We start from the raw sequence: 22,536 nt of genomic DNA on the forward strand, positions 1-22,536 counted from the left end.
CCTGCACGAGGAGTACCCCACCGGCCGCTACGCGCCGTCGCAGGCGCTGCGCCGTCGTGGGGGGGGGGGGGGGGGGGGCCGCCCGGCGGGGGGCCGGGCCCCCCCCCCCCCCCCACGATTCCGGTCAACCCCGGGTGCGGGCGAGCCACGCGTCGAACGCATCGACCGTGGTGATCCCGTCGTCGAGCACCGCACGGTAGACGTCATAGCTGGGGACACGCGTGCCGGTGTCGGGCCGTCCGGCCAGCACCGCCTTGATGCCCAGGATGGTGCGCCGGTGCTCGTCGGTGAGCCGGGGCGGCAGCGTACGCAGATGACCGAGGTCCGGCTGCCGGTCGGGCTCGTCGACGAACCAGATGTCGAGGGTCCACTCCGCACCGCTCTCGGCGCGGTACTCCACCCCTACGTACAGCCCGTCCGGGTAGAGCGGATCGGTGTTCCAGCGCCCGGTGTCGTCCCGCAGGGACACCTGCCGTACCCGCTCGTGCACCGCCAACTCGGCGCCCACCGCGGCCACGGCCCTCTTGGTGCGGTGGTCCAACTGCGGGCAGACCACGGTGATGTCGAGGTCACGCCGCACCATCAGGCCAAGGGCGGCACTGCCCACGCGGACGGCCTCGCCGCGTGACTCCAGCAGGCGGGCCAGCTGGAGGTCGGCGCCGACGTGGTCGGCTTCCGCCTGGAGGGCTGTCTGCCGGGTCAGGAGATCTTCGGAAGTCACGCGCTCAGTATCCCGGCGGGATCGACGCGCCGGCTCACGGGGAGACGTCCAGGTCGTGGAAGAGGCGGTAGTCGGACGCCCTCGCCCCCGCGTTGAGGTAGGGGAGGACGGGGTGGGCCCCTGCCTGCTGCAGCGCCGAGGCAACGGCCTGGTGCAGACCGCCCGTCGAGGACGGTGCCGCGTGGGCGATCAGCGCGTCAGCGACGGCGGCCGCTCGGTGCTGGCCGAAACTGAGCCGCCGGGCCGTGGGCCGGGGGTCGTCGGGTTCGTACGCGACGGCCACGCCGAGGCCCACCTGTTTGGCGAAGCGGGAGACGTCGTGGCCGCGGCCGCTGAGGCGGGCGGCCGTGTCGACCAGGGGGCGGAGCGCCGCGTGTGCTTCCTGCCCGAGATAGACCACGAGGCTGTCCCGGCGCGGGTAGTGGCGGCGATGGGAGAGCACTTTGGCCTGGTAGGGCACGGCGAGCCGTTCCAGCTGCCCGAGCACGCCGTGCCAGCCGGTGACGGCGTGCTCGTGGTCACGGAAGTGCACGTACAGGCGCAGGACGGGCCCGTTCAGGGGGCGTCCCTGCGATCCCTGGACAAGGAAGAAGCCGGGGGACAGCCGCGGCCGGGCCGCGGAGTGGGACACACGGAAGGCAGCGGGACGAGGATCGCCGCCCAGTCGCTCCTCGGCCACCTGGACCCGGACGCCGTCGATGTCGACGGTGGCGATGTCCTGTGCGGGGTCGCGTGAGATCAGGAGCGCTGTGCTGTGCGTGAGGGCGTGGGGCACCTGGCGGTGCAGCGCGCTCTCCAACTCGTGGTCGCGGGCCGAGGGGTTGTCGTCGTCGGCCACGGGGTGCTGCCCGGTGTGCAGCGCCCGGTACAGGGCCGCGGCGAGCTTGGGCCGCAGTGCCGCCGTGCTGTCCGCGGTGATCTCGGCGGTGCCGATCACCGCCCGGTGCCGGCCGTGGTCGACACGTATGCCGCTCAGGTCGTCGAGCAGGGGGCGCGTGGGCAGGGAGTGGTCGGGCGGCGTCATGAGGGACCTCCGCAGCCCAGCACGTCGATGAAGGGGCCGGGAGTCGAGAGCAGGGTCCGGCTGATGCCGAGCGCCGCCCGTGCCGTGGGCGCCAGCGCGGGACGGCTGCCGCTGTGCGACAGGACGCGGTCGATCAGGTGCCAGCCGGCGAAGCCGACCACCCGGGCGGCGAGGTGAGAGTCGTCCATGACGGCACGGCCGTCGTAGTAGCCGCGGAAGAAGCCCATCGCGAGGGGGCGGAGCCGACGCAGTTCTCGGGCACCGGCCGCGGTGACGTCCTGCTCGGTGGGAGCGTCGGACAACTGGCCCTGAGAAGGAGAGGATCGGGGAATCCGGGTCGTCGCGGTCCACACCAGCTCACCGAGAAATGCCCCGAGATCACGTGCGGGATCGCCCAGACGGAACTCCTCCCAGTCCGTCAGGTACAACGTGTCCCCGGCCAGCAGGAGTTGATCGAAGCGCAGATCGCCGTGGATGGGCCGCCGGTGCGTCTGCTCTTCCTGCTCCCGCAGGCCGTGCAGCGCCGCGCGCACCTGCGTATCGCGCTGCAGCAGTTTCCACGCCTGTAGTTCGGCGCCGGTTGCCGCGATGAACGCGTCCTCGGGCAGCGCCTCGAAGAAGGACAGGGGCGGCATGAGCGGGGGTGTGGTGGGGACGTCCGTTCCTGCCAGGTGGTCGATCGTGTGCAGGCGGGCCAGTGCGCGCCCGGCGGTGTGCGCGAGGTCCTCGGTGAAGGAATGATCCGACAGCAGGTCGGAACCCGATGTGGCGGTCAGGAACGGATACACCAGCAGCCGCGAAGGGGCATGCGAGGCCAGCAGGCGCGGATGGCGCAGGCCGCTGCCTTGCTGTCGTGGGGCCACGCGCTCGAAGGACACCGCCCTGTGGAAGCGGGAGTCGGCGTCTGCCGGTTCGCCTGTCAGCCTCTTGACGAAGACGGGCCTTCCGTCCAGTGCGGTGGCCTTCCAGCAGGTGTTCCTGCCGGGGCCGTGCATGTCCTCGACAGAGCCGGGACGTATCTTCAGGCGGGCGAGCTGGGCGGTCGTCAGGGACAAGCGGGAGGTCTCCTTGCGCGCGGGGTGGAGGAGTCCGGGGCCGTCGTCACCGTGATGAGGCCGCGGACGCGCACGGGTGGGCCTGCCGCACGGCAGCAGACCCACCACGTCAGTCGGCGTGTGTCAGCAGCACTGGACGGTGCAGCAGAACGTCGTCGTGCCGCCACCGCTGGCCGTGGCCATCTCCTCCAGAGCCTGCGCTTCGGCGGCGAACTCCTCCGCGTCGACGTGGAAGGAGAAACCGCTCATCAGGTCCTCGGCAGTCATGTCTCCACCTTTCCTCTTGTACGTGCTTCCGGGTGTACGTGCCTCCGGGCGGCCGCCCACACGGACCGGTCACCGTGGAGCTGCTGTGCTGCCGTACGGCACTCGACCCATCAGATCGCCGGGGAGAGCGCCGAAACCATCCCGTAATGGCGATAACTGACCAACTATGGTTGATTGTTGGCGGTTTTTGGGGCGGGCACTATCGCTCTCATGGATCGGGATCAGCACCGCGCTGTGCGCAACACCCCTGTCGTGCAGGGCGAAGGCTCACCACATCACCGTCTTGCCGAGGAGCGGGCCCGGTCGGACGTGCAGCGGCTCAGAGCGCGCGCACGGCACATCGCGGACGACGTCGCCGACCGATTGGCCGACCCCGCGTTCGTCGACCGCCACCTCACAGCCACGCCCAAGCTGGAGGGGAGCCTCCTCACCAACGGCGCCGCCGGCACAGCGCTGTTGCTGGCCGAGGCCGGTCATGCTCAGGGCGCCTACCGCGAACAGACGCGGGCACACCTGGGCCTTTGGGCGCAGCGCCTGCGTGCGGCGCCCGCCCGCATCGGGCTCTTCAGCGGACTCGCAGGTCTGGGCTTCGCCTGCGGGGCGGCCTCATCGGCGGACGACGACACCTACGCCCACCTCCGCGGTCAAGTGCGCGCAGCGGTCCTGGCCGCAACACCCGGGCTGAGCACGGCCATTGGCCGGCGGATCGACGGCACCGGCACCGCACTGACGATGGTCGACCACGACGTCGTCTACGGCCTGACCGGCCTCGGCGTCTATCTCTTGGCCGAAGCCCCCGACAGCCGGGCGCTGGCGCAGGTCACGGACACCCTGATCCGCCTGTCGGCCACGCGTGAGGTCACCGGGCACCGCATCCCCGCCTGGGCGACCCGCCGCGTCGACGACGGCACCGAATCCGGGCTGCTCAACCTCGGGCTGGCCCACGGCCTGGCCGGTTCGCTCGCCTTCCTGTCGCTCGCGCTCCTCGTCGGCGCCGAACGCCCCGGGCAGCGCCAGGCGGTGCACGACATGGCGGCGTGGCTGCTCAACGAGCGCCGCGACGGGCCGGACGGCGCGGCCTGGTGGCCCCGGACCCTCCGTCTGGACGCCACGGGGGCGGCGACCGTCACGGACCCGCCCACCCAACTCGCCTGGTGCTATGGGACCTTGAGTGTCTGCACGGCCCTGCGCCTCGCCGGGCAGGCCGGCGAGCGCCCGGACTGGGTGAGAGACGCCAAGAGGGATCTCATCCGCGCCTTCGACGACCTGAGCGGCGCGGACGTCACGGCGAGCCACCTGTGCCACGGCTGGGCAGGGCTCCTGCAGATCACCTCCAGGACCAGGGACGGCCACCCCGGAGACGACGAACTCACCGGCCTGACCCACACCCTCGCCGCACGCGTACTGAACTCCTACGACGCGCAGGCACCCTTCGGCTTCCGCACCGACCTCGGCCTGCCCCACGGCCCGCAGAACGAACCCGGCTTCCTGACCGGCGCCGCCGGCAACGCACTCGCCCTGCACGCCTACGGACACGACCAACTCCCCGCGACCGTCTGGGACGCGGCCCTGCTGCTCGCCCCTCCTCGCGCAGGTGGACCGCTCCCGAGCCGGTGAACCGTCAGGGAACCACGATGACGAGGCGACGCGCCCGCCGCGTGAGCCGGCCGGCGACGGAGCCGAGGATGCGGCCCCTGAGGCTGTGCGTGGCGCCGACGACGATGGCGTCGGCGGAGTACTCACGGCCGACGTCCTCAAGCGTGTGGCTGATGCCGCCGTCCCGTTCGACGAGAGTCCAGGTCACCTCGGACAGACAGCCCGAGCCCGCCAGTTCACCCGCGACATGTTCCCTGCGGCAGGCCGACACGGTGACGAGGGTCAGTGGGTCCCAGCCCCAGGCGGTGGCGGCCGGGTAGTGGGGGACATGGACCACAATGAGCCCCGACCCCGTGCGCCGGGCCATCCCACTCGCGTAGGCGAGAGCCCGCTGAGCGGAGGTCGAGCCGTCGAAGCCGACGACGACGCCGTGTCTGAACGAGGCATCGCAGGCCGGGGACGACGCATCAGAGGGTCTGGGCTCGCTCATAGATCTGTTCGGTGAGGGGGCCCAGAATTGGTGAGACGCCGACGGGCCCGACGCCGGAGTGGTCCCCGTCGGCGCTCTGGAGGCCGATCAGGGTCCCGATTCGGGTGAGCGGATCGAAGTCGGCGAGCCAGGGTCCGCCGCTCGAACCGGCCCGCATGTCGCAGGGGAGCATGGGGTACCGGAAGGCGTACACATCGCGTCCGGTGTTGCGGTCGAACGCGATGCGCTGCCCGCCCACAAAGCTTCTGACGCCGTCCGGACGCACGAAGTCCACCTTGCCGACCGTGTCCCCCCGCGTCTCCGGGGCGTCATGGGGCCAGGTCCTGGTCAACGGGGAGATCCTTTCGCAGGGCGGAGCCGTTGAATTCTGTTGCCGCTCCAAGGTACGCAGCGGCGTCCGCGCGAGCCATTGCCCTTTGGTCGGCTGCCTCGACCCATGGTTGATCCCGGTCCGGGCATGCGGAATCTCTGCTCAGTTCCTCGAAGTCGACTTCTGGCTGTCGCCGCACAACTTTGTGCGATGTCCGGTCGGACCGGCGAGCCACTAGCGTTCCTGCGGGGCCCCTGAGTGCGAGCCGGTGGGCCTCGTGTGCCGTGGTCGGCCTGCCGCGATGACGCGCGCCTCCACCCCTGCTTTCTCCCGCACGGGCGGTTGAAGGGGCGGCCACGGCCCAGTGGTGGCTCCGCAGCGGATGAATGGCAGCGTGCCGCGCGGGGCCGCCACCCGCTGCTCGCCCACGTCTTCACGCGGAGGCAACGGGACGGCGGCAGCCAGAAGTCGACTTCTCTCTTCCGATGAGCCAAAGGACAGGACTCGGCCCATGTGTTCTCATGAGTCCGCGGAGACCTGCCTTCCCGGTCCGCCGGTCCTGTCCGTCACCGCTGTGGACAAGGCGTTCTTCTCCCCGCGAGGGCGGGTCGTGCAAGCTCTGGAGGGGGTGTCACTCGCCGTCCGCGAGCGGGAGTTCGTGTGCGTCGTCGGGCCGTCGGGGTGCGGGAAGTCCACCCTCCTGCGGATCCTCGGCGGGCTGGATTCGCCTTCGTCGGGCGACGTCCTCCCAGCGGGCGGGCCCGGCAGGCCCGCGGCGGCCGTCGTCTTCCAGGACTTCGGTGTGCTGCCCTGGCTGACCGTGCGCACCAACGCGGCCTTCGGTCTGCGGATGGCGGGGGTCGGCCGCCGGGCCGCCGAGGCGTCCTCGTACCCGTGGCTGGAGCGGATGGGCCTGGCCGACTTCGCGGACAGCTATCCCGACCGGCTCTCCGGTGGAATGCGGCAACGCCTGGCGCTGGCCCGGGCGTTCGCGACCGGTAGCCCCGTCCTGCTCATGGACGAACCGTTGGGCGCGCTGGATCCGCAGACGCGGCGGCTGATGCAGGAGCAACTCCTGGGGCTGTGGCAGGAGGAGCGCAAGACGGTGGTGCTGGTGACGCACTCGATCGACGAGGCGATCCTGCTCGGTGACCGGGTGCTGGTGATGTCCGCGCGGCCGGGACGGGTGCTGGACGAGTTCTCCGTCCCGTTTCCGCGCCCCCGAGACCTCCGGACCGTCGACAGCGCGGAGTTCGGGCAGCTGCGCGCCCGCGTGTGGAACCAGCTGCGGGGGCAGGTCGCCGACGCCCAGGCGCCGTACGTCGCCGACGACAGGGTCGACGACGTAGGGACCGGGGACTCGCGGTGAGGGGACCGAAGGGCACCGACAAGGAGGGCCGTGCAGGGCGCCGGAGGAGGTGCACCACCGGCACGGACGCGCACCCGACTGCCGCTCCCGAAGCAGCAGTTGCGGAACCCGTGCCCGAAGCGACTGCTGCGGGTCCCGCGCCCGAAGCGACCGCTGCGAAACCCGAGCCTGAAGCGACCGCTGCGGGTCCCGTTCCCGAAGAAGGCGCCGACCCCGTCCCCGAGGAGTTGCGCCGTGCCGCCACCCGCGCCCGGCGCGACGCCTGGCGCGCCATCGGGCTCGGGCTCGCGCTGCCCGCGACGCTGCTGCTGCTCTGGCAGGCGGCCGCGCAAGGGGGCGCCATCGACTCGCTCGTGTTCCCGCCGCCGACGGCCATCGCCTCCCAGGCCCTGGCGATGGCCGGGGACGGAGAGCTGAGCACCCATGTGACGGCCACGCTGGGGCGACTCCTGCCGGGCTACGCGCTGGGAGCGGGGGCGGGCGCCCTGGCCGGGCTGCTGATGGGAGTCTCGCGCACGGTCAACTGTCTGCTCGGCCCGCTCTTCGCGGCCTTGTACGCCCTGCCCAAGATCGCCACTCTGCCGCTCCTGCTGCTTGTCTTCGGCCTCACCGAGACGCCCAAGGTGCTCTCGGTCGCCCTCGCCGTCTTCTTCGTCGTACAGATCAACTCCCTTGCGGGCGTACGGCAGATCGACGCCCGCACGGTGGAGGCGGCCCGGTCCTACGGCGCTTCCGGCCTGCGGATGGCGCGCTTCGTCCTGCTGCCGGGTGCCTGTCCGGGCGTGGTGACGGGGCTGCGAACGGCCGCCGGGCTCGGCGTGGTCACCGTGGTCGCCGTCGAATTCGTCGCGTCCGACAGCGGTCTCGGCCACCTCATCTGGAACTCCTGGACGCTGTTCCAGCCCGAGCGCATGTACGTGGGGCTGGTCTGCGTCGCGGCGCTGGGAGCCGCCTTCTCGGGCGCGATCCACCTCGTCGGGCGCCGGGCCATGCCGTGGCGCGCGGCCGGCGTACGGCGCGGGGCCGTGGGGCTGCGGCCTCGACGTCCGTCTCCCTCCCGCACGCCTCCGCACATCTGACCTGGTTCCCCGACACGACTCCCGGAGCCGAGACGCCCTCCGAAAGGACACCGACCCTGATGATCCGCCGTCGAACGGCCCTTCTCGCCGCCGTTCCCCTCTTCCCCCTGCTCGCCGCCTGTCAGGGCGGCACCAAGGATGCGGTCGCGCCGAGCATGGTGCGGATCGCCCATCTGCCCTCGACGCTCTTCGCCCCGCTCTATCTGGCCGACGCCAAGGGCTACTTCAAGCAGGAGGGGATCACGGTCGAGCTCCAGAAGGTGAAGAGCGGTCAGGACGCGGTGCCACTCGCCGCGGCGGGGAAGATCGACGCCGTTGTCGCGGGCTTCTCGGCCGGACTGTTCAACGGTGTCGCCAAGGGCCTCGGCGTCAAGGTCCTCGCCTCCATGGGAGCCGCCACCGGCGAGACTCCCTCGCCCACGGCCCTGGAGGTCGCCAAGCGGCTGCTGGACTCCAAGGACGTCGACGACCCGGCCGATCTCCGGGGCCGCAAGATCGCTGTCGCGGGAGGCGCCGGGGCCGCGGGCGGCTACCAGCTCGCCGAGACCCTGCGCGCGTCGGGGCTCGGACTCAAGGACGTGCGGGTGGTGAACGTGGCCGTGCCCGACATGAAGGCCGCGCTGGCCGACGGGGGAGTGGACGCGGCGGTGGTGCCCGCTCCGTTCACCACCGCCATGGAACAGGGCGGTGTGGCCGAGCCGGTGGCCGTTCCGCCCCGGGGCACCACCGCGACCGGCGTGATCGTCGGAGACGGCTTCGCCGCCGGGCCCGCCGCGGGCAAGCTGCTCGCCGCGCTCCGCAAGGCCGCCGCGGACCTTCAGGGCCGGGGCCGGACATCGGAGGAGACGCTGACGGTCCTGGCACGGGCGACCGGCCAGCAGGTGGACGTCCTGCGCAGGACGCCCGCCTACGAGTGGGATCCCCGACTCGCCCCGAACACCGGCCAGTTGAAGAAGATGCAGGCCGCCTACCGCGAGGCCGGGCTGCTGAGGGGCGGGCCCGTCGCGATGGACCAACTGGTGAAGTAGGGCCTGTTCGGCGTGCGGCGGACGGGCCGCCGCACGCCGCCGGTGCCTGGCGGCTGTGCCGCGCTCAGCCGACCTCCACGTCCTGCGGCGACTGCTGCCCCTGTCCCTGTTCCTGCCCTTGCTCCTTGCGGGACTTGAGATGAGCACGGTACGAGGCCAGTTCCTTCTTCACGATCGGCGCCATGAGGTAGAGGCCGATCACGTTGAAGAGGGCCAGCGTGAACAGGAGCGCGTCCGCCAGGTCGAGGACCGCGCCGAGGGTGAGCAGCGAGCCGACGATCGCGCACGTCGAGACCAGCAGTTTGTACGCGACGAGGCTGGCACGGGAGCGGCCGAACAGGTCGGCCCAGCCCTGCTGGCCGTAGAACGACCAAGTGACGATCGTCGAGAAGGCGAAGAGCACCACGGCGACGGTCAGGATGTACGGGAACCAGGGCATGACGGTGGCGAACGCGTCGGACGTGAGGGTGACGCCGTCGGGCACCGCCTCGCCGTTCGCCACCGCGTCACGGGCGGCGAGCCAGCTCTCCGGGCGGGCGATGATGATGGTGACGGCCGTGATCGTGCAGACCACGACGGTGTCGATGAACGGGCCGAGCATCGCCACGAAGCCCTCGGTGACCGGGTGTTTGGTCTTCACGGCGGCGTGCGCCATGGGGGAGGAGCCGAGCCCGGCCTCGTTGGAGAACGCGGCGCGCTGGAAGCCGATGATGATGACGCCGATCGCGCCGCCCGCGACACCGGACGGCGCGAACGCGCCCTCCACGATCGAGCCGAGCGCACTCGGCACGTACGAGGCGTTGGCGCCGATGACGACGAAGCAGGCGCCGATGTAGATGGCCGCCATGGCCGGGACGAGGCGCGCTGTCACCGCGCCGATGGTCTTCATGCCGCCGAGCAGGACGATGGCGATGAGGGCAGAGGAGACGATCCCGAAGGTGAGTCCGGCGCCGGTGCCGGCCATGAAGCCGTCGTCCCCGCCGGTGACGCCGCGCAGCTGCGCCAGGGTCTGGTTGATCTGGAACATGTTGCCGCCGAGCACCGCGAAGACCACGATGACGACCGCGAACAGCGGGGCGAGGACACGGCCGCAGCGCGCCAGACCGCGGTCGGCGAGGCCACGGCGCAGATACTGCAGCGGTCCGCCGCGCACCGTGCCGTCCTCGTCGATCTCCCGGTACTTCACGCCGAGCGTGCACTCGACGAACTTGATGGCCATGCCCAGCAGCCCGCACAGGATCATCCAGAAGGTGGCGCCCGGTCCGCCGACGGTCACGGCGACCGCGACACCCGCGATGTTGCCCAGGCCCACCGTGCCGGAGACTGCGGCGGTCAGCGCCCGGAAGGGGGTGACCTCGCCGGGGTCGCCCGCGTCGCCGTTCTTGCGGCTGCTGGCCCGGACGAGGCTGAGCGCGTGCTTGAAGCCGCGCAGTTGGATGGCGCCGAAGTAGAGGGTGAAGGCCGTACCGGCGATCACCAGCCAGGCGACGATCCAGGGGAAGGTGATGCCGAAGACGGTCACCTCGGCGAAGATCACCGATGAGACGGCCTGCGTGAGCGGATCGATGAAGCCGTTGATGGCGTCCTCGACGCCGCCGCCGGAGGTGCCGTCGGCGACTGGGGGAGGGGCGTCTGGGGGGATGACGGAAGCGCGCATACGGGTGTCGACTCTCCGGGCTGGGGCTGGGGCTGGATTGGGGGAGTGGCGCATCGCTACGGGGCGGCGCCGGCTCGCGAACGTTAAAGAGATGTTCAAAGCCCGGGCATGTCCGAGCCAGGGACCAAAGACCTCTACGAATGGCCCCGTTCACATCGGCCGGAGTGAGACGCCGGAGCGCACTCGCTGTCTCGCCTGCCATTCACAAGTGAGACCGAGCATGTGCTTGGGGATTCATTTGCGTGGAGCGCCAAAACGGCTTCTGATCCATGATCGGTTTGCGCGGGAGTGACCTCTGTCACCGTGCCGGTGCTCGCCCGCGAAAGGTTGTCGAAAGGGGTCGGTCCGTACACCTGGAGGTGCCGAGGCGGTGACGTGCCGCCCGCGAACCCGAGGGGAATGTCATGGCCCGCACGTACGGACTGGGCGCACGCGCTGCCGCCGCACCGGCCGCCCTGTTCATCGGCGCACTGCTCCTGACCGCCTGTGGCGGCGGGAGCGGGAGTGCACAGGACGAGGCCGGGGGTGAGAAGAGCGGCGGGAAGAGCAAGGAGCTCAAGTGGGCGGAGTGCATGCGCGCCGAGGGCCTTGACGTGCCCGACCCCAAGCCGGGCCAGATGCCCATGATGAGGCAGGGCCAGGACGAGGCGAAGGTGGATGCCGCCACCAAGAAGTGCAAGAAGTACAACCCGATGCAGGTGACCGACGCGGAGAAGAAGAAGTTCGCCGCCGAGCTGACCGAGTACGCGAAATGCATGCGCAAGAACGGGATTTCGGAGCAGGCCGATCCGGACGAGAACGGCACGCTGCTGCCCCCGAACCAGGAGGTGCAGGAGACCGATCGGTACAAGGACGCGGACGCCAAGTGCCGGAGCAAGATGAAGAGTGTCAAGCGCCAGGAAGTGGGCGGATGACGGGCGTGGCCGACAAGAAGCGCACGGCATCGCGTCGGCGCCGCGTCGCCACAGGCGTCGTGGTCGTGGCGGCAGCCGGAGCCATCGGCGCGACGCTGGCCCTCTCCGGCGGCGGCAGCGGTGGCGCGCAGGCGCCGCAGACCACGTCGACCTCGACGGCGCCGGTCGGCAAGGGCGACCTCGCGGCCACCAAGACGGCGGCGGGCAGCCTCGGCCACGGCGCTGCGAGCACACTGGGCGGGGCCCTTCAAGGCACGGTCACCTGGCTGCCGAAGACCGGCGAGACCATCACGCGCGGCGAGACGCTCTACAAGGTGGACAACCGGCCCGTCACCGCCATGTACGGCAGCACCCCGATGTACCGCGACCTCAAGCAGGGCCATGAAGGGCCGGACGTGGAGCAGCTCAACGAGAATCTGCGCGCGCTCGGTTACGGGGCCCCGCTCGGGGACACGTACACGGCGCAGACCGCGTCGGCGGTGCGCGCCTGGCGGCAGGCCCGCGGGCTGAAGGCTACCGGCACGGTCGAGAAGGGCCTCGTCGCCTTCGTGCCGGGCGCCCTGCGCATCGCGGGGCTCAAGACCCGCACCGGCGCCGCCGCGGCCGCCGACATCCTCACCTTCACCGGCAGGGAGCGCACCGTCACCGTCAAACTCCCCCTCTCCGACCAGAAGTTGGCGCGCAAGGGGGACGCTGTGGACGTCGTCCTGCCCGGCGGGAAGACCGTCAAGGGCAAGGTCACCGGCATCGAGACCGTGTCGTCCGACGCCGCCGACGGTTCCGGCTCAGGCTCCGCCGACGGCAGGGGCGGTGCTGGCGGAGGCGAAGGGTCGGGAGGCGAAGGGGCGGGCGGCGAAGGCAGCGGCGAGAAGAAGTCCGAGGCCGAGGTGACGGTCAGGATCCCGGACCAGAAAGCCCTGGGCGATCTGCAAAAGGCCCCCGTCGACGTGAACTTCACCAGCGAGGTCCGCAAAGACGTCTTCTACGTCCCGGTCACCGCTCTCGTGGCACGCACCGGCGGCGGCTACGGACTCGAGGTCGTGGACGGCGCCAAGACCCGCACCATCCCGGTCGGACTCGGCATGTTCAGCAACGGCCAGGTCGAGGTCAAGGGCAAGGACCTGCGCCCCGGCATGAAGGTCGCGGTGCCCCGGTGAGCGCTGCACCTGCCGTCGTCGAACTCGCGGGCGTGACCCGCGCATACCCCGGCGTGACCGCGCTCGCGGGCGTCGATCTCACCGTGCGCGGCGGCGAGTTGGCGGCGATCGTCGGCCCGTCCGGCTCCGGGAAGTCGACGATGCTGAACGTCATCGGCACGCTGGACCGGCCCACCGCGGGCCGCGTGACCATCGACGGCCACGACGTCGCCGGGCTGACCGACCGTCAACTCTCGGCGCTGCGCGCCCAGAGCATCGGCTTCGTCTTCCAGCAGTTCCACCTCGCCGAAGGCGTCAGCGCGCTCGACAACGTCGCCGACGGCCTGCTGTACAGCGGCCGCGGCCTCAAGGACCGCCGCCGGCGCGCGGCGGCCGTCCTGGAGCGCGTCGGCCTCGGGGAGCGGATCCACCACCGGCCCGCCGAGCTGTCGGGCGGACAGAAGCAGCGCGTCGCCATCGCCCGGGCCGTCGTGGGAGAGCCCGCTCTGCTGCTGGCGGACGAGCCGACCGGCGCCCTCGATTCGACGTCCGGCAAGGCCGTGATGGAGCTCCTGAACGAGCTGAACGCCGCGGGGACGACGATCCTCGTGATCACGCACGACCAGGGGATCGCCGAGAGCCTGCCGCGCCAGGTCGTCATGCTCGACGGCCGCGTCCGGCACGACTCGGCCGCTGACGGCCGCGTCCGGCACGACTCGGCCGCCTCGACCACGCCGACGGAGGCCCCATGCTGACCCCCGCCCGCCTCTCGCCCCGCGACCTCCTGCGCGTCGGCGGATTCGGCCTGCGCACCCGGCCCATGCGGGTCTTTCTCTCCGCGCTGGGCATCGCCATCGGCATCGCCGCCATGGTGGCCGTCGTCGGCATCTCCAGCTCCAGCCGCGCCGAACTCGACCGCACCCTGGACGCGTTGGGCACCAACCTGCTGACCGCCGTCCCGGGCCAGAGCCTGGGCGGCGGCGAGGCGAAGCTGCCCGAGGAGTCCACCGACATGGTCCGCCGGATCAAGGACGTGGAGACCGCCTCCGCCATCGGCGAGATCAAGGGGGCCAAGACGTACCGCAGCGACAAGGTCCCCGCCGAACAGTCCGGCGGCATCGGCGCCTACGCGGCACGGACGGACCTGCTGGACGCGGTCGGCGCGGAGCTCGCCCGCGGCCGCTGGTTCAACGGCGCCACCGCGAAGTACCCCACCACCGTCCTGGGCGCCGAGACCGCCGAACGCCTGGGCGTGCACCGGGCCGGCGGCCAGATCTGGCTGGGCGGCCAGTGGTTCACCGTCACCGGGATCCTCGCGCCCACGCCGCTGGCCCCCGAACTGGACACGGCGGCCCTGGTCGGCTGGGAGACGGCGCGGAAGCACCTCGGCTTCGACGGGAACCCGACCACGATCTACGCCCGGGCGGTGAAGACACAGGTCGATGCCGTACGCTCGCGCCTCGCCCCGATTGCGAACCCCGAGGACCCGTCCACAGTCGCGGTCTCCCGTCCCTCGGACGCCCTTGCCGCACAGCAGGCGGGCGACAAGGCGTTCACCGGCCTCCTCGTCGGACTCGGCGCGGTGGCGCTCCTGGTCGGGGGCATCGGTGTCGCCAACACCATGGTCATCTCCGTCCTGGAGCGGCGCGGTGAGGTCGGCCTCCGCCGGTCGCTCGGCGCCACCCAGGGGCAGGTGTGCGGCCAGTTCCTGACGGAGTCACTGCTGCTGTCGGCCCTGGGCGGCGGCGCGGGCGTGCTCCTCGGCTCCGGGGTGACGGCCGCCTACGCCCTCGCGCAGGGCTGGCCGGTGGTGGTGCCGCCCTGGGTGCTGGCCGGTGGCATCGGAGCCACCCTCGTCATCGGCGGGATCGCCGGGCTCTACCCGGCGGTGCGGGCCGCCCGCCTCGCACCGACGGCGGCGCTCGCCGCGACGTGACCCGCGTCGCCGGGGGCGGTGCCTGGAAGACGTAACGGAACGACAGAAAGGGCAGGACCGCGATGCGCGTGCTCGTGGCCGAGGACGAGCCCATGATGGCCGAGATGATCAGCAGGGGCCTGACGCGGCACGGCTTCGTCGTGGACGTCGTCCACGACGGCGACGCGGCTCTGTTCAGCATGGAGGTGGGCGACTACGACGTCCTGCTCCTGGACCGCGACCTGCCCGGCACCCACGGCGACGAGGTCGCGGCCCGCCTGGCCGGAGCGGCGGTGCGCACCCGCATCCTGATGCTCACCGCCGCCTCCGCCATGCAGGACCTGGTGGAAGGGCTCAACCTCGGGGCCGACGACTACCTGACCAAGCCGTTCGAGTACCCCGAGCTGATCGCCCGGGTCAAGGCACTGTGCCGCCGCAGCGCACCGGTGAGACCACCCGTCCTGCACCGCAGCGGCATCGAACTCGACACGGTCCGGCACACCGCCGCCCGCGACGGCCGCCCACTGGCGCTGACCCCGAAGGAGTTCGCGGTCCTGCGCATCCTCCTGACCGCCGAGGGAGTACCGGTCAGCACCGAGCAGTTGCTCGCGCAGGCATGGGACGAACACACGGATCCGTTCACCACGGCGGTTCAGGTGACGATGAGCAAGCTGCGGGCGAAGCTCGGCGAACCCCAGCTCATCGCCACCGTGCACGGCATCGGCTACCGCCTGTGAACCCGCCGAACGTGTTGCGGGTGCCGAACGTGCTGCGCGTGTCGAACCCACTCCGTGGCCGCACCGTCCGCAGCCGCATCGCGCTGGCGTACGGAGTGGTGTTCGTGGCGCTGGGAGCACTGCTCCTCGGTCTCGTGAACGTGCTGTCCCGGGCGGGCACCCACGCCGCCGCAGAGAACGCCCTGAAAGCCACGGTGGTTCCGGCCCCGGCCAACAAGCCCCCGCGCACACCGATTCCGCCGGGCGCTCCCACCCCACCGGACACTCCAACCCCGACGGGGACACCCTCCATCGAACTGCCGCGCGTCGACGGATCGAACGGGAAGCTGATCGTGTCCGCCGTGAGTGACGCCGCCTCCCAGCAGGTCCTCCTCTGGTCGGCCGTGGCGCTGCTGATCACCGGCGTGCTCGCGGTCGGGGTCGGCTGGTGGACAGCGGGCCGGGTCCTGCGCCCCATCCACGCCATGACCGCCACGGCCCGCCGCATCTCCCAGCGCAACCTCCACGAACGCATCGCCCTGGACGGCCCGCGCGACGAACTCAAGGAACTCGCCGACACCTTCGACGCCCTGCTCTCGCGCCTCGACGCCGCTTTCGACAGCCAACGGCGCTTCATCGCCAACGCCTCCCACGAGCTGCGCACCCCGCTCGCAGGGCAGCGCGCCGCCATCCAGATCGGCCTGGAGGACAACCCCGGCCCCGAGGAACTGGCACGGGTGAAGGAGGGCCTCCTCGACGCCAACCGACGCAGCGAGCGGCTCATCGACGGACTCCTGATGCTGGCCCACGGAGAGCGGGGCATTGAACGCTACGAGACCTTCGACCTGGGCCAGGTCGTCGAGGAGGAGGTCGCCGCGGTCCGGCAGACCGCCCGCGAACACGCCGTCCGCGTCACCACTGACGGCACCTCATCTTCCTTGCGGGGAGACCGTGTTCTGATCGCCCGTCTCGTCGCCAACCTGCTGTGCAACGCCGTGCTCTACAACCACCGAGACGGTGTCGTACGGGTCCACACGAGCCCGGAGGGGCGGCTGATCGTCTCCAACACCGGGCCCGCCGTCCAACAGGCGGAGCTGGAGGGCCTGTTCGAGCCCTTCCGGCGGGGTCCCGGACGCGACCGGAGAGGTGGCCGCGGTGAGGGCCTCGGACTGTCCATCGTCCGGGCCGTCGCGCAGGCGCACGAGGGCTCGGTCCGTGCGATCCCCAACGAGGGGGGCGGCCTCACCGTGACGGTGGAACTGGGCCGCCACTCATAGCAGTTGATCACCGTCTCCGGAGGCGGTGAAGGATGACATCGCGCGACGAAAGTTGATGGTCCAGGGTCCCTGTGATGCCGACTACCTGCGCTTTCCGCCGATTCGGGACTTTAGGCCCATCACGGAGCAGCGAGATATTGCGAATCTGCTGTCGGAAAGAGGCCGACGACGCGATGGGCGGAAGGCGTGGAAGTCCTCGTACGGAAACATGAAATCTCCTCACCCCAGACCCGGCAGCGGCTGACCGACGAGATCCACGGCCTGGGCTGGACCTACGACGTGGCGATGGCGCAGCCCTTTGGATTCACCGCGGCCCGGTGCCGGTTGCGCACCGTCGACGGAGTCCCCGTCCCCGGGGGAGCCGGCGACGGTGACGGACTGCCGGAAGTCGCCAGGAACGAGGCCCTGAGCGCAGCCCTGAAACACGCGGTCACCGGCGCCGCGAGCCTGCGCGGCCTCGACGTCGTGCTGCCGCCCGCGTCGGAGGTGGCCCTGAGCGGGGCGGGCGCGGAACTCGCCGTGCGGATCGTCGCGCAACAAGGTGACGTACGACTGGCGTGCCTCCCTTACCGGGCACTGGACGGAGGAGAGGACTTGGAGCTCCCCCTCTTCCTGTGGGCGCCTTGGTATGCCGCCCCCACACCGGAGGCAGCGGCGGCCCGAGCTCTGCTCGGTGACACCGCGGCGTACGGGCCCGTCCTGTCCTGGAGCGTCGACTCCGGATGCGGGATCGGAGCGACGGAGGACGAGGCACTGCTGCGGGCGCTGCTCGAATGGGTGGGCCGCGACGCCCTCTCCCTGTTCCTGTGGCGTTCGATCCACGAACGGGGCGGCATGCCGCCGCGCGTGCCCCGCGGCGTGATGCCGCTGCATGTCGCCGACGAGGCCGACCGGATCAGCGCGGCCATCGGCAGCCGGGTCGTGGTCCTCGACCTGACCGGTGACATCGGCATTCCGGTGGCCCTCGCGCTGGTCCCCGCCTCCGGGGCGTTCGAGCGATCCCTTGTCCCCTTCTCCGTCCGCGCCTCGCTGAGCGGTGCTCTCGCGGTGGAGGGAGCGGTCAGCGGCCTCCTGGGAGCCCACCTCCTGGACCGGGAGTACGGCGACGACCGGCCGCGCACCATTGCCGTGCACAAGCGGTTCGCGCGACGCCCGAGGCTGCTCGACTGCGCGCGCATCGCCTGCGCCGGACGCCTCTACCCGGGATCCGCCGTCAGACAGCTCGTCGAGGATCCGGCGGCCGATGCCTCCCTCGCGGAACAGCGCCGCGAAGTCGTCCGGCGCATCTCGGCGGCCGGGATCCGCGTGCTGGCGCACCGGCTGCGGCGGATGAGCCACGGCACGACGGCCGTCCAGGTCCAATGCCCCGGCCTCGAACGCTTCCACCTGGTCACGGAGGGCCGCCTCAACACCCCCGGGGCGCGCGCCAGAACACGGGTGGGGACGGCATGAAACCCCTCATGGTCACGAATGGAGAAGCGTGTGACGGCGCAGTACAGCAGCCGCAGGAACCTGCTCACCTCGTCCGCACTGATCGGTGCCGGTCTGGTGCTCTCGGCATGTGGTGTCGCGAAGAAGGACGAGGAGGGAAAGGGGGCGGACGCGGCCGCCGGTAAACAGCGCTCGCAGGCCCGCATAGCCGTGCTGCCGAAGGATGGTGCGACCCGTGCGAGCATCAACAAGGACGCGAAGGTCACCGTCAGGGAAGGCACGCTGACCCGGGTCTCGATGACCGGCCCGAAGGGCACGCCCGTCAAGGGCACGATGGCGGCGGACCGCAGGAGCTGGCGGCCCGACGGGCGACTGGAGCGCGGGACGGTCTACAAGATCTCGGCGACCGCGAAGGACTCCAACGGCCTTGAGACCCGCACGACTTCGTCCTTCACCACCGTCTCCGAGGCCAACAGCTTCATCGGCACCTTCACACCCGACGACGGGGCCACGGTCGGTGTCGGCATGCCGGTGTCGATCAATTTCGACAAGGCGATCACGGACAGGAAGGCCGTCCAGTCCCGCATCACGGTGACGTCGAGCACGGGTCAGGAAGTCGTCGGGCACTGGTTCGGCGACCGGCGTCTCGACTTCCGTCCGGAGAAGTACTGGACGGCCGGGTCGACCGTCACGCTGAAGCTGCGCCTGGACGGGGTGGAAGGCTCCCGGGGCGTCTTCGGCATCCAGGACAGGACGATCACCTTCAAGGTCGGCCGCAGCCAGGTCTCCACCGTCGATGTCGCCACCAAGAGCATGACGGTCACCCGGGACGGCAACACGATCAAGACCATTCCGATCTCCGCCGGCTCCGCCAAGAACCCCACGTACAACGGCGAGATGGTGATCTCCGAGATGTTCAAGGAGACGCGCATGGACGGCTCCACGGTCGGCTTCGGCGGCGAGTACGACATCCCGGACGTGCCGCACGCCATGCGCCTGTCCACGTCGGGCACCTTCATCCACGGCAACTACTGGGGCGCGGACTCGATCTTCGGGAACAGCAACACCAGTCACGGCTGCGTCGGTCTCAACGACGTCAAGGGCGGGAACGACCCCGGCCAGCCGGGTTCCTGGTACTACAGCAACTCGATGATCGGCGACCTGGTCATCGTCAAGAACTCCCCGGACACCACGATCAAGCCCGACAACGGCCTCAACGGCTGGAACATGAGCTGGGCCGAGTGGAAGGCGGGCTCGGCGATCTGAGCACCCGTACCCGTACCCGTACCCGAGCCCGTACCCGCACCCGCACGCCACCACGGATGCGGGCCGCGCGGCCGCCGCTCAACGCTTGGCGTCACACTTGCTCAGGTCGGGCTCGGCGAGCGGCTTGCCCTCCGGCGTCATGTACGTCACCCAGAGGACCACGTCCTTCTTCCCCTCGTTGCGGCCCTCGTGGACGTAACCGCTGCCCTCGACGATCGACTCGCCCGCCTTGAACGTGCGTACGCCACCGGGATGGACCGGGGCGTAGTGCGTGAGCTTGCCCTTCTTCACCACACCGACGAGCTCGCCGTAGTGGCAGTGCTGCCCCGTGCCGCCGCCCGGCGGGATCGTGATCTTCCGGTAGTTGACCTGGACGGGGCCGTCGACGTCGACGCGCACGGGGCCCTCCTGCCTGCCCTCGGCGACCTCCCTCACGACCGGAGCGGTCGACCTCCCCTCGGCGGACGCCGACGGCAGGGCGACGCCTGCCGTCGTGATGAAGGCCGCCGAGGCGGCAGTGGTCGCCAGGGCACGACGGAACATACGCATGCGTGAGACCTCTCGGTGAAAGACCGGCGGAGCCGCCGACGGCTTCCGCTCTCGTCACCCGAGATAGTGCTGCGCCGCGGCCCCGGGGGTCAGGGCCTTAGGTCTCTTACTGGCCGGTTGCCTGCTGACGGTGGCCGGTTGCCCGGTGTCGACGCGCGAGCACGTAGTACTGGAAGAGGGTGTCCGTCGTCGCGTCCCCCGCCACGCGGGACACGACGGTCAGCCCATGGCGCCTGGCCACTTCGTGCACGGGGAGCACCAGGGGAGTGCGCCCGAAGGCCAGGACCTGGCCGTCCGGGGCGAGGGTGCCGATGAGCGTGTCGAACAGGTCGACGGACTGAGCGACCGTCACGACCTCGCTGTTCAGGAACCGCAGGACGAGCACGTCCACCGTTTCGTCGGGCCCCGGCGGCTGCCGGGCGTCCGCGACGGACACCTGGGGCAGGGCGCGCCGCAGGTCGGCCAGGAGTGCCCCGGTGGAGCAGGCCGGATCGTAGACCACCGAGCCCGCCCGCAGACCCTGGGAGAGATGGTGGACCGTGTGGGCGCGGAAGTGGGCCTCGTCCCCGTCCTCGTCCCCGTCCAGAAACGGGGCCAACTGGCCGTCCGCAGACACCTGTTCCTGACCGCAGAGCTGCTCCCGCCAGGTGTCGTCGAGGTGCGGGAAGGGGAAGACGATCTCGGCTCGCGGATCGGACAGGGCCGCGGCGACGAGGCCGGCATGCGCCCCGGCCCCGGGCGCGGCCTCCGCCCCGGCCTTGGGTGACGGCAGGTAGGCGAGGGACACACCGTTCTCCGTGAACTGGAAGCCCTCGAACCGGCCGAGCACCATGTCGCGGCGCAGCACACCGGACAGTCGACGTCGGCCCTCGGCATCCCGTACGGGCGTCTTCACCCCCAGCCACTCGGCGAGGCCGGTGCGCAGGAGGAAGCATCGGCTCAGTTCACTGGGCCTGAGGAAGATGTGGTGCAAGGGGGCGGCGGTCGCCACGGTGGAACTCCAGCTTGTGAGCATGGTCGAGCGGCTTGCAGCGGTAAGTCAGCAGTGTCGGCGGCCCAGTTGGGCCGCGGTTCTTCGAGTCCGCCGGCTGAGGCCCTCGTCGAGGGCCGAGTGTCCGGCTCCGGCCCGGTGCAGGGCCGTGCCCGGCAGTTCTCCGGACTCCCACCACCGCAGGACGTGGCCGTCCCGCGTCGGCAGCCGACCGGCCGCGCGCGCGGCCGGTGGCGTGATCACGAGCCGTCCCGGTGCGCTCGGGCACGCGGTCCGGGCCGCGCGAAGTGCCCCTCCGTGACGAGGTGGAAGCGTTCGAGGCCGGGACACTGGACCTGGGCCACGGTGGTGCCGTGGCTGAGCTGACGCAGCCGGTGCGCGACGACGCGCACACCGCTCGCCGCGATGCGCCGGACGACCTCGTGCCGCTGCTCTTGCACGGGAGCTTCGGCCAGCTCGCCGTCCGCGTACGGCTTGACGGCGGGAGCCTGGTACAGGCGGTCCGCGCAGGCGATCTGTGCGCAGGCCAGCAGGCGCGGCTGCTGGGCGAGACGCCGGCCGACGGCGAGCCCGGGCTGTGAACTCCCGCCGTACGCCTGCCGGATGAGGCGCCCTTGGGCGAGTTCGGAGACGGCCCGCTCCAGCGCGACCTCCCCGCTCAAGGACGCTCCGAGCCCGTACTGCGCGGGCCGGGAGCCGGACGCCGCGACGACGGCGAGCGCCACCGGGACGCCGATGTCGCTGGTCAGATCCAGTACGAAGGTCCGGCGGCCGCTGGCATCGCCGATCCGGTCGATGGCGTCGGCCAGGTGCGCCGGCATCGAGCTGCGGGGGATGCGGGGCGGCATGTCCCCGCCTTCGTGGATCGAGCGCCACAGGAACAGCGAGAACGCGTCGCGCTCCACCCATTCGTTGAGTGCGTGCAGCAGCGCTTCGTCCTCCGTGGCGCCGATCGCGCAGCCGGAGTTGACGCTGTAGGACAGGACGCGGCTGTAGTCCGTGGTGTCGCCGAGTGCGCCTCGGGCCTCGGCGGCCCGGGCGGTCGGTGTGACGTACCAGGGTGCCCACAGGGAAAGGGGCAGCTCCAGGTCCTCCCCGCCGTCCAGCGCCCGGTAGCGCAGACAGGCGACCTTGGCGTCGTCCTGCTCGGCGAGGATGCGCACGGCGTCCTCGCGACCGGCTGTGCCATGGGCGACAGCGGCGCTGGGACGGAGCACGTATTCCAGGTGCTTCAGGCTTCCTGGGCCGGTGAGGGCGTGTTCAAGTGCCTCGTAGAGCGCACCGGTCGTGGCCGCGTCGGGGAAGCCCTTTCCGCTGCCCACCCCGCCCGGAATCGGCTTTCCTTCACTGGTCCGTAAGCGGCAGTGTGCCGCCGTCAGTCCGACGGGCCGCACCAGTTCCACGTCCTGGGTCCAGCCCAGTGCGCGGATGTCGGCCTTGGCCTGCCGCCGTGCGTGCGGCAAGGATAATTCTCGTTCCCGTGCCAGGTCTTTCATGGCCTCCACCATCGGCGGAGCGGGGGTGGGCTCGAGCACGCACCCCCGCACCGGTGTCAACGACGTGATCAGACAGTCGCGTGCGTGCTCTCCGCGTCGTCGGAGCACTGTTCCGTCGTGGCGTCGACGTCGTCATCGAGGAGGTCGATGTCCACTGCGTTCAGCGTGTGAAAGGCACCCATGATCCATTCCTTCTCTGCGGGGGCTCTGTGTGAGCGATACCGCCGGGCAGTTCGGCCCGGCGTCCCA

22 protein-coding genes are annotated in these 22,536 nt (G+C 71.1%); 12 read left to right on the plus strand and 10 right to left on the minus strand.

The annotated features are described in order from the left end of the window. Positions 1-124: 124 nt before the first annotated feature. The 4 genes from ACFWYM_RS30420 to ACFWYM_RS30435 all read right to left on the minus strand — a co-directional run bounded on the left by ACFWYM_RS30420 (position 125) and on the right by ACFWYM_RS30435 (position 3,067). Positions 125-721 carry a hypothetical protein gene (locus ACFWYM_RS30420; RefSeq protein WP_384844380.1) on the minus strand — a complete coding sequence of 199 codons (597 nt, stop codon included), beginning with the start codon at positions 719-721 and terminating at the stop codon, positions 125-127. 34 nt (positions 722-755) lie between these two features. Then, complete coding sequence (locus ACFWYM_RS30425; RefSeq protein ID WP_384844383.1) at positions 756-1,745, minus strand: T3SS effector HopA1 family protein; 990 nt, start codon at positions 1,743-1,745, stop codon at positions 756-758. Next, positions 1,742-2,800, minus strand: coding sequence for a class V lanthionine synthetase subunit LxmK (gene lxmK, locus ACFWYM_RS30430; protein ID WP_384844386.1), 1,059 nt, complete (start codon positions 2,798-2,800; stop codon positions 1,742-1,744). The genes ACFWYM_RS30425 and lxmK overlap by 4 nt, the downstream gene beginning before the upstream one ends. A 123-nt stretch (positions 2,801-2,923) precedes the next feature. After that, entirely contained in the window at positions 2,924-3,067 is a 144-nt protein-coding gene (locus tag ACFWYM_RS30435) for a hypothetical protein (protein ID WP_384844389.1), read from the minus strand. A 210-nt stretch (positions 3,068-3,277) separates the two neighbouring features. Here ACFWYM_RS30435 and ACFWYM_RS30440 point away from each other — a divergent pair, with 210 nt between their 5' ends. After that, a complete protein-coding gene (locus ACFWYM_RS30440) occupies positions 3,278-4,684 on the plus strand; it encodes a lanthionine synthetase C family protein (protein ID WP_384844392.1) in 1,407 nt (468 codons plus the stop codon). Between the two features lie 4 nt (positions 4,685-4,688). Here the strand turns inward: ACFWYM_RS30440 and ACFWYM_RS30445 are convergent, their stop codons facing one another. Together ACFWYM_RS30445 and ACFWYM_RS30450 are read right to left on the minus strand one after the other, a co-directional pair. Next, positions 4,689-5,153, minus strand: coding sequence for a universal stress protein (locus ACFWYM_RS30445; RefSeq protein WP_384844395.1), 465 nt, complete (start codon positions 5,151-5,153; stop codon positions 4,689-4,691). Further along, positions 5,131-5,484: a hypothetical protein gene (locus tag ACFWYM_RS30450; RefSeq protein ID WP_384844398.1), complete on the minus strand. Its 354-nt coding sequence runs from the start codon at positions 5,482-5,484 to the stop codon at positions 5,131-5,133. The genes ACFWYM_RS30445 and ACFWYM_RS30450 overlap by 23 nt, the downstream gene beginning before the upstream one ends. 490 nt (positions 5,485-5,974) lie before the next feature. Here ACFWYM_RS30450 and ACFWYM_RS30455 point away from each other — a divergent pair, with 490 nt between their 5' ends. The 3 genes from ACFWYM_RS30455 to ACFWYM_RS30465 all read left to right on the plus strand — a co-directional run bounded on the left by ACFWYM_RS30455 (position 5,975) and on the right by ACFWYM_RS30465 (position 8,939). Next, positions 5,975-6,832, plus strand: a complete 858-nt coding sequence (locus tag ACFWYM_RS30455; RefSeq protein ID WP_384844401.1) for an ABC transporter ATP-binding protein — start codon at positions 5,975-5,977, stop codon at positions 6,830-6,832. 227 nt (positions 6,833-7,059) lie between these two features. After that, positions 7,060-7,911 carry an ABC transporter permease gene (locus ACFWYM_RS30460; protein ID WP_384844404.1) on the plus strand — a complete coding sequence of 284 codons (852 nt, stop codon included), beginning with the start codon at positions 7,060-7,062 and terminating at the stop codon, positions 7,909-7,911. A gap of 59 nt (positions 7,912-7,970) precedes the next feature. After that, positions 7,971-8,939 carry an ABC transporter substrate-binding protein gene (locus ACFWYM_RS30465; protein WP_384844407.1) on the plus strand — a complete coding sequence of 323 codons (969 nt, stop codon included), beginning with the start codon at positions 7,971-7,973 and terminating at the stop codon, positions 8,937-8,939. 64 nt (positions 8,940-9,003) lie between these two features. Here the strand turns inward: ACFWYM_RS30465 and ACFWYM_RS30470 are convergent, their stop codons facing one another. Then, positions 9,004-10,596, minus strand: coding sequence for an alanine/glycine:cation symporter family protein (locus tag ACFWYM_RS30470; RefSeq protein ID WP_384844409.1), 1,593 nt, complete (start codon positions 10,594-10,596; stop codon positions 9,004-9,006). A gap of 404 nt (positions 10,597-11,000) precedes the next feature. On the opposite strand from ACFWYM_RS30470, the gene ACFWYM_RS30475 reads away from it, so the two are divergent. The 8 genes from ACFWYM_RS30475 (at position 11,001) to ACFWYM_RS30510 (ending at position 19,251) form a co-directional block, all read left to right on the plus strand. Further along, a complete protein-coding gene (locus ACFWYM_RS30475; RefSeq protein WP_384844412.1) occupies positions 11,001-11,510 on the plus strand; it encodes a hypothetical protein in 510 nt (169 codons plus the stop codon). Beyond that, positions 11,507-12,667, plus strand: coding sequence for a peptidoglycan-binding protein (locus ACFWYM_RS30480; protein WP_384844415.1), 1,161 nt, complete (start codon positions 11,507-11,509; stop codon positions 12,665-12,667). The genes ACFWYM_RS30475 and ACFWYM_RS30480 overlap by 4 nt, the downstream gene beginning before the upstream one ends. Further along, complete coding sequence (locus ACFWYM_RS30485) at positions 12,664-13,401, plus strand: ABC transporter ATP-binding protein (protein WP_384844418.1); 738 nt, start codon at positions 12,664-12,666, stop codon at positions 13,399-13,401. The genes ACFWYM_RS30480 and ACFWYM_RS30485 overlap by 4 nt, the downstream gene beginning before the upstream one ends. Then, positions 13,395-14,582, plus strand: coding sequence for an ABC transporter permease (locus ACFWYM_RS30490; RefSeq protein WP_384844421.1), 1,188 nt, complete (start codon positions 13,395-13,397; stop codon positions 14,580-14,582). Before ACFWYM_RS30485 ends, ACFWYM_RS30490 begins: the two co-directional genes overlap by 7 nt. Positions 14,583-14,644: 62 nt before the next feature. Then, positions 14,645-15,298: a response regulator transcription factor gene (locus tag ACFWYM_RS30495; protein WP_384844424.1), complete on the plus strand. Its 654-nt coding sequence runs from the start codon at positions 14,645-14,647 to the stop codon at positions 15,296-15,298. Between the two features lie 38 nt (positions 15,299-15,336). Then, positions 15,337-16,554 (plus strand): sensor histidine kinase, encoded by a 1,218-nt coding sequence (locus tag ACFWYM_RS30500; protein WP_384844427.1) that lies wholly within the window; start codon positions 15,337-15,339, stop codon positions 16,552-16,554. Positions 16,555-16,740: 186 nt separating this feature from the next. Further along, positions 16,741-18,006 carry a YcaO-like family protein gene (locus ACFWYM_RS30505; protein WP_384844430.1) on the plus strand — a complete coding sequence of 422 codons (1,266 nt, stop codon included), beginning with the start codon at positions 16,741-16,743 and terminating at the stop codon, positions 18,004-18,006. 18 nt (positions 18,007-18,024) lie between these two features. Next, positions 18,025-19,251: an Ig-like domain-containing protein gene (locus ACFWYM_RS30510; RefSeq protein ID WP_384844433.1), complete on the plus strand. Its 1,227-nt coding sequence runs from the start codon at positions 18,025-18,027 to the stop codon at positions 19,249-19,251. A gap of 78 nt (positions 19,252-19,329) precedes the next feature. Here the strand turns inward: ACFWYM_RS30510 and ACFWYM_RS30515 are convergent, their stop codons facing one another. The 3 genes from ACFWYM_RS30515 to ACFWYM_RS30525 form a co-directional block, all read right to left on the minus strand. Beyond that, a complete protein-coding gene (locus tag ACFWYM_RS30515; protein ID WP_384844436.1) occupies positions 19,330-19,800 on the minus strand; it encodes a cupin domain-containing protein in 471 nt (156 codons plus the stop codon). A 106-nt stretch (positions 19,801-19,906) separates the two neighbouring features. Continuing rightward, positions 19,907-20,791 (minus strand): hypothetical protein, encoded by an 885-nt coding sequence (locus ACFWYM_RS30520; RefSeq protein WP_384844439.1) that lies wholly within the window; start codon positions 20,789-20,791, stop codon positions 19,907-19,909. 239 nt (positions 20,792-21,030) lie between these two features. Then, a complete protein-coding gene (locus tag ACFWYM_RS30525) occupies positions 21,031-22,254 on the minus strand; it encodes a YcaO-like family protein (RefSeq protein WP_384844442.1) in 1,224 nt (407 codons plus the stop codon). Positions 22,255-22,536: the final 282 nt, after the last annotated feature.

The sequence above is a fragment of the Streptomyces sp. NPDC059009 genome, assembly GCF_042740175.1.
Classification (GTDB): domain Bacteria; phylum Actinomycetota; class Actinomycetes; order Streptomycetales; family Streptomycetaceae; genus Streptomyces.